General features: G+C 41.9%; 13 protein-coding genes and 1 tRNA gene. All 14 read right to left on the bottom strand.

What is annotated here, in order from left to right; translation table 11 throughout:
- Positions 1–140 precede the first annotated feature (140 nt).
- On the bottom strand, positions 141–335 hold the full coding sequence (gene iscX, locus BKK48_RS03090; protein ID WP_077426729.1) for a Fe-S cluster assembly protein IscX: 195 nt from the start codon (positions 333–335) through the stop codon (positions 141–143).
- On the bottom strand, positions 335–676 hold the full coding sequence (gene fdx, locus BKK48_RS03085) for an ISC system 2Fe-2S type ferredoxin (protein WP_077426728.1): 342 nt from the start codon (positions 674–676) through the stop codon (positions 335–337). Before fdx ends, iscX begins: the two co-directional genes overlap by 1 nt.
- An 85-nt stretch (positions 677–761) precedes the next feature.
- Positions 762–2,621 (bottom strand): Fe-S protein assembly chaperone HscA, encoded by a 1,860-nt coding sequence (gene hscA / locus BKK48_RS03080; RefSeq protein WP_077426727.1) that lies wholly within the window; start codon positions 2,619–2,621, stop codon positions 762–764.
- Positions 2,622–2,646: 25 nt separating this feature from the next.
- On the bottom strand, positions 2,647–3,333 hold the full coding sequence (locus BKK48_RS03075) for a DUF2625 domain-containing protein (protein WP_077426726.1): 687 nt from the start codon (positions 3,331–3,333) through the stop codon (positions 2,647–2,649).
- Positions 3,334–3,380: 47 nt separating this feature from the next.
- Positions 3,381–3,899, bottom strand: coding sequence for a Fe-S protein assembly co-chaperone HscB (hscB, locus tag BKK48_RS03070; RefSeq protein ID WP_077426725.1), 519 nt, complete (start codon positions 3,897–3,899; stop codon positions 3,381–3,383).
- Between the two features lie 15 nt (positions 3,900–3,914).
- Complete coding sequence (gene iscA / locus BKK48_RS03065; RefSeq protein WP_077426724.1) at positions 3,915–4,238, bottom strand: iron-sulfur cluster assembly protein IscA; 324 nt, start codon at positions 4,236–4,238, stop codon at positions 3,915–3,917.
- A 53-nt stretch (positions 4,239–4,291) separates the two neighbouring features.
- Positions 4,292–4,675, bottom strand: coding sequence for a Fe-S cluster assembly scaffold IscU (gene iscU, locus BKK48_RS03060; RefSeq protein ID WP_077415449.1), 384 nt, complete (start codon positions 4,673–4,675; stop codon positions 4,292–4,294).
- A gap of 64 nt (positions 4,676–4,739) precedes the next feature.
- Positions 4,740–5,954, bottom strand: a complete 1,215-nt coding sequence (locus BKK48_RS03055) for an IscS subfamily cysteine desulfurase (RefSeq protein ID WP_077426723.1) — start codon at positions 5,952–5,954, stop codon at positions 4,740–4,742.
- Positions 5,955–6,014: 60 nt separating this feature from the next.
- The gene (gene iscR, locus BKK48_RS03050) at positions 6,015–6,470 is read right to left on the bottom strand and encodes a Fe-S cluster assembly transcriptional regulator IscR (RefSeq protein WP_077426722.1); all 456 of its coding nucleotides are present in this window, start codon (positions 6,468–6,470) and stop codon (positions 6,015–6,017) included.
- A gap of 48 nt (positions 6,471–6,518) precedes the next feature.
- Entirely contained in the window at positions 6,519–7,241 is a 723-nt protein-coding gene (gene trmJ, locus BKK48_RS03045; protein WP_077426721.1) for a tRNA (cytosine(32)/uridine(32)-2'-O)-methyltransferase TrmJ, read from the bottom strand.
- A 169-nt stretch (positions 7,242–7,410) separates the two neighbouring features.
- Positions 7,411–7,486, bottom strand: a tRNA-Lys gene (locus tag BKK48_RS03040).
- A 171-nt stretch (positions 7,487–7,657) separates the two neighbouring features.
- Positions 7,658–8,125 (bottom strand): peptidoglycan-associated lipoprotein Pal, encoded by a 468-nt coding sequence (pal, locus tag BKK48_RS03035; protein WP_077421477.1) that lies wholly within the window; start codon positions 8,123–8,125, stop codon positions 7,658–7,660.
- Between the two features lie 22 nt (positions 8,126–8,147).
- Positions 8,148–9,431, bottom strand: a complete 1,284-nt coding sequence (tolB, locus tag BKK48_RS03030; RefSeq protein WP_077426720.1) for a Tol-Pal system beta propeller repeat protein TolB — start codon at positions 9,429–9,431, stop codon at positions 8,148–8,150.
- 42 nt (positions 9,432–9,473) lie between these two features.
- The gene (gene tolA / locus BKK48_RS03025; protein ID WP_077426719.1) at positions 9,474–10,598 is read right to left on the bottom strand and encodes a cell envelope integrity protein TolA; all 1,125 of its coding nucleotides are present in this window, start codon (positions 10,596–10,598) and stop codon (positions 9,474–9,476) included.
- Positions 10,599–10,606: the final 8 nt, after the last annotated feature.

Raw genomic sequence — 10,606 nt, 5'->3', positions numbered from 1 at the left:
ATCAAAAAAGTGGGTTAAATCCTTGTACTATAAGACATCAACCCATTTTTTCCCCACACTTTTGTCCATTAAGCCTAAAAAGAGAGCAAGGATACTGAAAGAAAAGAGGTGATAAAAAACGCACATTAACGTGCGTTTTTTTATTCGTATTCCTCTAGCCATTTTAACAAAATGGCTTCAAGAATTGCCTCATTGGATTTTTGTGGATCATCATCAAAGCCTTCGAGTTCACAAATCCATTGATGGAGATCGGTAAAACGTACGGTTTTAGGATCAAGATCAGGATTGCGATCATATAATTCTTCTGCAATCTGTTGTGAGTCTGTCCATTTCATTAGTGTGCCGCCTCATTCGCATGATTAAGGTTATATTTTGGAATTTCCACCACTAAATCTTCTTCTCCCACAATACATTGGCAAGAAAGGCGGCTGTCTATTTCCAAACCCCAAGCTTTATCGAGCATATCCTCTTCTTGATCGCTGGTTTCATTTAAAGAATCAAACCCTTCACGAATAATCACATGGCAAGTTGTGCAAGCACAAGAACAATCACAAGCATGGTGAATTTCGACCCCGGCATTGTGCGCCACTTCTAATAAGTTATCGCCGGCAGCTGCATCAACGACCATACCTTCCGGGCAAAACTCTTCATTTGGTAAAAAAATTACTTTTGGCATAATACTTTCCTTAAATCACAATGATTAAATGAGTTAGGTTAAATCATATCGCTGAAAACTCAGCTCAATTTAACCGCACTTTTCTTTACAATTTTTCCATATCCGATACATTCTTACCGGTTAAGGCTTGGTGAATACTCGCATTCATTCGTCTTGCCGCAAATGCTTGCGTAGCCGCATCTAAGGTTTTAATACCTTGAGCAATAGCCTGACGATCGCTTCCCTCTTTCAGGGCAATCAATTGTTTCAACACCGCCTCAATATGATGAAATTCTTCCGTGCTGAGCAATGTTGAACCATCCGCTTGTAAGGCGACAATCACACTCTCTATCACACGATCGGCTTCCACCCGTTGCTCTGCCAACTCTCGGGCCTGTAAATCTTCTTCAGCATGGTCAAAAGAGGATTTAATCATAGCGGTGACTTCTTCATCGGTTAAACCATAAGAAGGTTTAATTTGAATGGAGGCCTGCACTTTAGTGGATTTTTCCATCGCAGTGACACTTAATAGACCATCGGCATCCACTTGATAAGTCACTCGAATATGGGCAGCACCGGCGGCCATTGGCGGAATACCACGCAGAGTAAAACGCCCAAGTGAACGGCAATCTTCCACTAATTCACGTTCACCTTGTACAACATGTACGGTCATTGCGGTTTGACCGTCTTTAAACGTGGTAAATTCTTGTGCTCGGGCGACAGGAATGGTGGTGTTGCGTGGAATGATTTTTTCCACCAATCCGCCCATGGTTTCAATACCCAGTGAGAGTGGTACAACATCAAGTAGCAACATATTCGCATCGGTTTTATTACCCACTAAAATATCTGCTTGAATTGCCGCCCCCAGTGCCACCACTTTATCCGGATCTATGGAAGTTAATGGTGTTTTACCAAAAAACTCGCCAACTTGCTCACGCACATAAGGCACCCGTGTTGAGCCACCCACCATCACCACTTGTTGAACCTCATCAGCATCGACATTGGCATCTTTTAAGGCTCGGCGACAAGCAAGTAATGAACGTTTTACAAGAGGATGAATTAATTCATTAAATTGCTCACGGGTGATGCTAATAGAAAAATCTTGCCAAGAAATGACCGCACTTTCCGAGTTGCTCAACGCAACTTTTGCTTGCCCTGCAAGGGTGAGCAGTTCACGTTGTTGATGAACATTCTGTGGTTGGAATTGTGTTTGTTTTACCACCCAATCAGCAATGCAATGGTCGAAATCATCACCGCCTAAAGCCGTATCACCACCGGTTGCGAGCACTTCAAATACGCCTTTAGATAAACGCAGGATAGAAATATCAAAGGTTCCACCGCCTAAATCATAAACCGCAATAATACCTTCTTGACCGCTATCTAAACCGTACGCCACAGCAGCGGCTGTCGGCTCATTTAATAAGCGTAATACATTCAATCCCGCTAAACGGGCCGCATCTTTTGTGCTTTGGCGTTGAGCATCATCAAAATAGGCGGGAACGGTAATCACAACCCCGGATAATTCTGCCCCTAGTCGCTGTTCTGCGATATGGTTCAAATGCGCCAAAATATCGGCAGATACTTCCACAGGGCTTTTTTTCCCTTGGTTTGTGAGGATAAGCGGCAAGCCATTTTCACTCGCTACAAAATCATAAGGCATAGCTGGATAACGAGCCTGAACATCCGCTAGACTTCGACCAATTAAGCGCTTGGCAGAAATGATCGTATTTTTAGGATCACTTGAGGCTTGCGCAAAGGCTTCTCGCCCCACTTGTTTTCCATTTTTTCCATAATACACCACGGAAGGAACAAGGCTGCGATCTTGCTCATCATTTAAAATCACCGCCTGACCGCTTCTCACAGCCGCAATTAAGGAATTGGTTGTCCCTAAATCAATCCCTACCGCTAAACGATGTTGATGAGGGGCTGCTGTTTGTCCGGGTTCTGAAATTTGTAATAATGCCATAATCTTTCTTTTCTATTTCAATCAGTTATGCCACAGAATAAGCCATTTCAAATTTATCTTTTTCTGCGAAACAGGTGTGATAGTGGGTTTCAATATTCACTTCACGTTTTTGGCGTTGATCTATTGCCATCACTTTATCTTCATTTAAGTCCGGGGTGAAGACAAAGACTTGGTTACCATCAAGTTGTTTCACGGCTTCTTGCCAATTTTGCCAAAATAAACCTTGGTAGAAAGCCTCCAAATCACCATTTAATGCCCAAGCTAAGAATTCGGTGTAAGTAAAATTCAAATCATGCCAAGCCAAATCTTTGGGTGAAAAATAATAGATTTTCCCGAGATTTTTTCCTAAAGACCCGCCATTTAACGCAAAATAGCCACCGATCACATCATCTGCGACCAACAAATATTGCGGTTTTTCCCCAGATTCTTTGAAAGACTTACTAAAATTCCAATCCATTAATCCTCGTGGCAATTGAAAACTCCCCGAGCCTAAAATCCGCAACCAACCATGATGAATGAGCATGCCGCCTGTTTCATAAATCACCGCCCCCATTGGAGAGGAAGTGGGCATTTGCATCGTAAAAAGTTCACGTTCGGCACTGGAGTGGTCTTTTTGAATAATTTGACAATGATTACGAGCCTGTTCAATCCATTTTGAAAGGGTGGGCCAAGCAGATGTTTCTGGGGAGATTAATTGTTCAAGCGTTTGCATAATCGGATTACATCATTAAAAGTGCGGTCAATTCTCACCGAACTTTATCATTCAAAAAAGCGTTCTTCGACACGCTCAATTTCTTCTGTGAGTTTGCGTGTAAAGCGTAATTTATCACAAAGTTGTATGGTTTGCTCCCATTGTTGGGCTTCGATACTCTGAGAAAGTGCAGTCAATAACTGATGGGTTTCTTGCCGGATTTCGCCGGCTAAGGCCTCCAAGGCCTGTTCGTCTTTTTGATTTTCTACGCTTTCTAATTGTTCACGCCACTGTAACTGCTGCATTAAAAACGCCACATCTTGCGTGCTCTTTTGCTCAATATCTTTCTGTTCACACAAGTTGAGTGCAACAATAGCTTCTGCCCGAAGAATCGGATCTTTTAACGTTTTTAAGGCATCATTCACTTCTGTTGATTTCTGCATCGCCATTCTCTGATCTAGCGCACTGGCGGACACAAAATTATCCGGATGCAGCGCTTTTTGTAATTCCAGATAACGGGCATTTAATGCTTGGCTATCCAACTGAAAATCAACAGGTAAACCAAAAATTTCGAAGGGATTTAACATGCTTTCAACTCAACATTAAACGTGGAAACTTTCACCACAGCCACAGGATTCTTTCATATTTGGATTGTTATATTTAAAGCCTTCGTTCAGCCCTTCTTTGACATAGTCCAATTCAATGCCGTTGAGATAGACCAAACTTTTCGGATCGACAATCACCTTCACGCCGTGTTGTTCAAAGACCTGATCTTCCTCATTTAACACATCGACAAATTCTAGAACATAAGCCAATCCGGAACAGCCCGATGTTTTTACACCTAAACGCAATCCAATGCCTTTCCCACGGTTATCTAAAAAAGCTTTAACACGTTGAGCCGCTTTTTCTGTTAATGTAATGCTCATTCTTCCCCCAAGAAATCAGTAAAAGTGCGGTCGAAAACAACCGCACTTTTTATTTATTCACCTTGTTTTGCTTTATAATCGGCAATCGCTGCTTTTATCGCATCCTCGGCTAAAATCGAGCAGTGAACCTTCACCGGTGGCAATTCTAATTCTTCCGCAATTTGGCTGTTTTTAATCGCCCCTGCTTCTTCTAAAGATTTGCCTTTAACCCATTCGGTAATCAATGAGCTTGATGCAATCGCAGAACCACAACCGTAGGTTTTGAATTTTGCATCTTCAATAATGCCGTTGTCATTAACTTTAATTTGTAACTGCATGACATCACCACAAGCCGGCGCCCCGACCATTCCGGTACCTACGGAACTGTCTTTTTTATCCATTGAGCCCACATTGCGTGGATTTTCATAATGATCGATTACTTTTTCACTATAAGCCATTTTAACTTTCCTTTTTTAAATTCTGATAAAGACTGTTTCATCAATTCGAGAAGTTGATGAAAGATTAATGGGCAGACCACTCAATCGTATTAAGATCGATACCCTCTTTAAACATATCCCATAATGGGGATAGCTCACGTAATTTTTCAACCGCATTTTTGACTAAATTAACGGTGTAATCAATTTCCTCTTCAGTAGTATAACGACCTAAAGTAAAACGAATTGAACTGTGTGCTAATTCATCATTTAAACCTAATGCTCTCAATACATAAGAAGGCTCAAGACTGGCAGAAGTACAAGCGGAACCCGATGATACGGCAATGTCACGCAATGCCATCATCAATGATTCCCCTTCAACATAGTTAAAACTGATGTTTAAGTTATTATCAAGACGATGTGCCATCGAACCATTAACATAGGTTTCTTCAATATCTTTCAAACCGTTATATAAACGATCGCGGAGTGCTTTCAAACGTGGCATTTCTGTTGCCATTTCTTCTTTTGCGATACGATAAGCTTCACCCATACCCACAATTTGGTGAACCGGTAATGTGCCGGAACGCATACCACGTTCATGACCGCCACCATGAATAATCGCTTCTAAACGTACACGAGGTTTACGGCGAACATATAACGCCCCGATACCTTTTGGTCCATAAAGTTTATGGCTGGACATTGACATTAAATCCACCGGTAATTCGGCAAGATTGATCGGAAGCTTGCCGACACTTTGTGTTGCATCAACATGGAAAAGGGTTTTATTTTCACGGCAAAGCTCACCAATCGCTTTAATATCTTGGATCACACCAATTTCATTATTGGCATGCATAATGGAAACTAAAATCGTATCCGGACGAAGGGCGGCTTTGAATTTCGCTAAATCAATCAAACCATCCGCTTCCGGTGATAAATAAGTCACCTCAAAACCTTCACGTTCCAATTGACGACAAGTATCTAATACGGCCTTATGCTCGGTTTTGCAAGTAATAATATGTTTCCCTTTGGTTTGATAAAAGTGGGCTACACCTTTAATTGCCAAGTTATCCGCTTCTGTTGCGCCAGAGGTAAACACAATTTCACGAGAATCCGCACCAATTAAATCAGCAATTTGATTACGCGCAATATCCACCGCTTCTTCGGCTTGCCAACCAAATTTATGTGAGCGAGAAGCCGGATTTCCGAAAGTGCCCTCGATGGTTAGAAATTCCATCATTTTCTTAGCCACTCTTTCATCAACCGGACAGGTCGCTGCATAATCCAAATAAATAGGTAATTTCATTTTCACTCCTAAAAAATCACGCTAAAATTGACCGCACTTTAAGGGGCGGCGACTTTCCCTTTATGAATTCATTAATATTAAATTTTCAACATGATGGTGAGATTGAGCTTCAGCATTATGCTTATTCATCAACTCAGCCAAAGTGATCTCATTTAAAAAACTTTCAATGCGATAACTTAATTCTTCCCAAAGGGTATGAGTTAAACATTTACTACCATTTTGGCAATTTCCACCACCTAAACATTTTGTTACATGTATGTTTTCATTGACTGCAGAAATAATCATACCGACAGAAATTTGCTCACTTGGTAATCCTAATTGATACCCCCCACCCGGTCCTCGGACACTTTTTACTAATCCCCCACGGCGTAATTTCGCAAAAAGTTGTTCGAGATAAGATAACGAAATATTCTGACGTTCAGAAATATCAGCAAGACTTATTGGACCGGACTCCGCATTCAATGCAATATCCAGCACGGCTGTCACGGCATAACGCCCTTTTGAGGTCAGTTTCATAAGGTTTCCTTAAAATTGCACCAATACTTACATATCCCACTAAAACAATCAACTATCTTTTTGGGTTAAATTCAGTCGTTTCTCTACACAACTGATCATACCTCGTAAAATATTGAGTTCATTTCGCTCTACATGAAGACGATTGTATAAGCGTCTTAACTTTGGCATCACACCCTGATTTTGAATAAATCCGAGAGATTGATACAACTGTTCAGTGTGTTTAAAAAAATACTCCATTTCCTGTGAAGTCGCATACTGCTCTTCAGAGCTAGCGGAAATCATTGACGAATTTGTTATTAAACCGGCCATTCGCAATTCATAACTGACAAGCTGAACCGCCATGGCTAAATTTAATGAAGAATAATCCGGGTTGGCTGGGATCGTTAAATGATAGTGACATTTTAGTAGTTCATCATTATGTAACCCTACCCGCTCTCGTCCAAAAACAATCGCCACTTTCCCTTGATGCGATATCGCTTTTTCCGCACATTCTCTTGGTTCGATCAATGTGCTCTGTAAATGGCGTAAACGTGCACTAGTTCCTATCACTAAAGAACAATCAGCGATTGCTTCATCAAAAGTCCCCACAATATTGGCATTTTTGACAATATCATCTGCCCCAGCTGCGAGTGCAATAGACTGTTCATCAACAGATTTTGGCGAAACAAGATAGAGTTGGGAAAGCCCCATGGTTTTCATCGCCCTTGCAGAGGAACCGATATTGCCACTATGTGAAGTTTCAACAAGAACAATTCGAATATGATCCAGCATCACAGGCTATTCTCTGATTAAGATTTGTGAATATTCTAACATAATAACCTTTAATTTAAGTCAGGAATTTTCTTATCCTAATAATAAAGATAACTTATCAATGCTAGAAACAAAAGGAAGGGAAGCGTTAAATGAGAGTATAAAGAAAAAATAGGGAGTTACGATAAAATGGTGGGTCGTGAAGGATTCGAACCTTCGACCAACGGATTAAAAGTCCGCTGCTCTACCGACTGAGCTAACGACCCATATCGCTCAAAAAACTTCGCATATAGTACTGATTTTATTTATCAACGCAAGGAAATTCTTTGATTTCTTTTGTTAGTTGAATGAATAATCAACAATTTTTAAATTGGCTAATAGAAAAGTTAAAAGGCAGAGAATTATTCTCTGCCTTTTCTAAATCATATCTCTAAAAATTAGTAGGCTAATACTGCACGACGGTTTTTAGAGTATGCTGCTTCATCATGACCTAAAACAGCTGGTTTTTCTTCACCATAAGAAACAGTTGAAACTTTGCTACCTTCTACGCCTTTACCTGCTAAGAAAGATTTAACCGCATCTGCACGGCGTTGACCTAAAGCGATGTTATACTCTGGTGTACCACGTTCGTCAGTGTTACCTTCAACAACTACTTTTGATGATGGCATTGCATTTAAGTATGCTGCGTGCGCATCTAAGATTTGAACGTATTCACCTTCGATGTTGTATTTGTCAAAACCGAAATAAACGGTGTTGTAACGTTGTTGAAGATCTTCAACAGAATAACCACCAAAAGTTTGACCGTTGTTTGCACCGTTACCTGCAGCATCATTGCTGGAAGAGCTACAAGCTGCTAATGCCGCAACAGATGCTGCAACTAATAATGATTTAACAAATTTGCTCATTAGATTTCTCCTAATTACATTTTTATTTAGTTAAGTATGGCGACCAAGCAGGAAATTTCACTTGGCCATTACTTCCTGGAAGACTCGCTTTAAAGCGACCATCTGCAGAAACCAATTGTAGCACCTTTCCTAACCCTTGTGTAGAACTATAAATAATCATAATACCGTTCGGGGAAATACTTGGGCTTTCTCCGAGGAAAGAGGTACTTAACACTTCAGAAGCGCCAGTCGTGAGATCTTGTTTAACAACATTGTTGTTACCATTGATCATCACGAGGGTTTTACCATCACCACTGATTTGTGCACTTCCTCTTCCCCCAACAGGTGTCGCACCACCACCATTTGCACTCATACGATACACCTGAGGTGAGCCACTTCTGTCTGAAGTAAATAAAATAGAGCTGCCATCCGGCGACCATGAAGGCTCAGTATTATTCCCTGCACCACGAGTTAATTGCGTTGGCGCCCCACCATTTGAACTCATTACATAAATATTTAATGTACCATCTTGTGATGAGGCAAAGGCTAAACGAGAACCATCCGGTGAAAAGGCTGGCGCACCATTATGACCCGGAAATGAAGCCACCACTTTACGAGCACCGGATCCGAGATCTTGCACCACTAATTGTGATTTTTTATTTTCAAAAGAAACATAAGCCAAACGTTTACCGTCCGGTGACCAGGCCGGCGACATAATAGGTTGCGAACTCCGATTCACAACAAATTGATTATAGCCATCATAGTCTGCCACACGCACCTCATAAGGCTGTGAACCTCCATTTTTTTGCACCACATAAGCGATACGGGTTCTGAATGCCCCTCTAATTCCGGTTAATTTTTCAAACACTTCATCACTCACTGTGTGTGCACCATAGCGTAACCATTTATTGGTGACCGTATAGCTATTTTGCGCAAGCACTGCACCCGGTGTACCCGAAGCGCCCACCGTATCAACTAATTGATAAGAAATGTTATATCCACTTCCTGTTGCCGTTACCTGACCTACCACAACCGCATCAATCCCTAATGCAGTCCAGGCTTCAGGGTTCACTTCTGAGGCTGAGGTTGGTTTTTGTGGCATTTGTGCCACGGCAATAGGGTTAAATTTTCCACTATTGCGTAAATCATCGGCAACAATCTTACCAATATCTTCCGGTGCTGAACCGGCAAATGGCACAACCGCAATAGGGCGAGCGCCGTCAACACCTTCATCAATAACAATGCGTACTTCATCTTCTGCTACCGCATGACCTGCAATAACAAAAACCATGGCAAATACGCTTATGAGTTTTTTCATTAATTTCATTTTGTTACCTTTAAGTAAACTAAATTAACATGCTAAAACCAATTATTTAATATCAAAATCAATAATCGGTGCTTTATATTTATTGTACACCGCATCAGATGGGGCAGCAGGCACTTTCTTCGTTCTTGCTACTGCACTTAATGCTGCTGTACAAATATCTTCCGGCCCTGATACTTTCTGATAACCTAAGATCGTACCATCTCGACCAAGTTGAATTTTTATGCGACAAACCTTACCGGCAAAGCTTGGATCTTTTAAGAAACGACGCTGAATTTCCCGTTTAATGACACCGGCATATTGATCACCCACTTTGCCACCGTCACCGGCGCCTAATCCAGCACCGCTTCCTTGAGAACCGCCTTTATTGGCATTTCCCCCTTTCTGAGCGCTACCACCGCCGATATTGCCACCATTCATAAAATCATCCAAAGCGGCTTGATCTGCTTTACGTCTTGCAGCCGCTTTTGCTTCTGCCTCTGCTTTCGCCTTCGCAGCCGCCGCTTTTGCCTCCGCCTCGGCTTTCGCCTTCGCAGCCGCCTTCGCTTTGGCCTCAGCTTCTGCTTTCGCTTTTTCCTTCGCCTTTTCTTCGGCCTGTTTTTTCGCTTTTTCCGCGGCCTCAGCGGCTTTCGCCTTCGCCTCTTCTTCTGCTTGTTTTGCTGCTGCCGCTAAACGTTTTGCTTCAGCCTCTGCTTTTAATTTTGCCGCTTCAGCAGCTTGCTTGGCTTTTGCCTCTTCTGCTTTTTGTTTCTCTAAAGCTTGCTGGCGGGCCATTTCCTGCTGTTTTTGTTTTTCGATCTCTTGTTGCTGACGCTCAAGCGCCTTTTGACGTTGGATTTCTTGCTGGCGTTTGAGTTCTTGCTGCTTGGCTATCTCTTGTTGATTAACTTCTTCAGCCTCAACGGGTGGTTTTTCTTCCACAACAGGTTCAGGCTTTTTCTGCTTATCCGCTTGTCCTTTTTTCTGTTGCTGAATTCGTCCCCACTCTTGTGCTGCATTGCCGGTATCCACCATCACAGCACCTATCGCATTGCCTTCTCCTTCGCCACCGCCCATAATTTCAACCGTTTGAAATAAAGAGCTCCAAATTAACAGCCCAAACAAGGCAAGGTGCATAAGAATCGAAATGACAAACGCACTCGCTCCTTTTTTTTGTCGATTATTCTGCACGTTTTACC

It is taken from the genome of Rodentibacter heidelbergensis (assembly GCF_002000125.1).
In the GTDB taxonomy this organism is placed as follows: Bacteria; Pseudomonadota; Gammaproteobacteria; order Enterobacterales; family Pasteurellaceae; genus Rodentibacter; species Rodentibacter heidelbergensis.
This window is presented reverse-complemented; position numbering and strand designations above follow the sequence as displayed.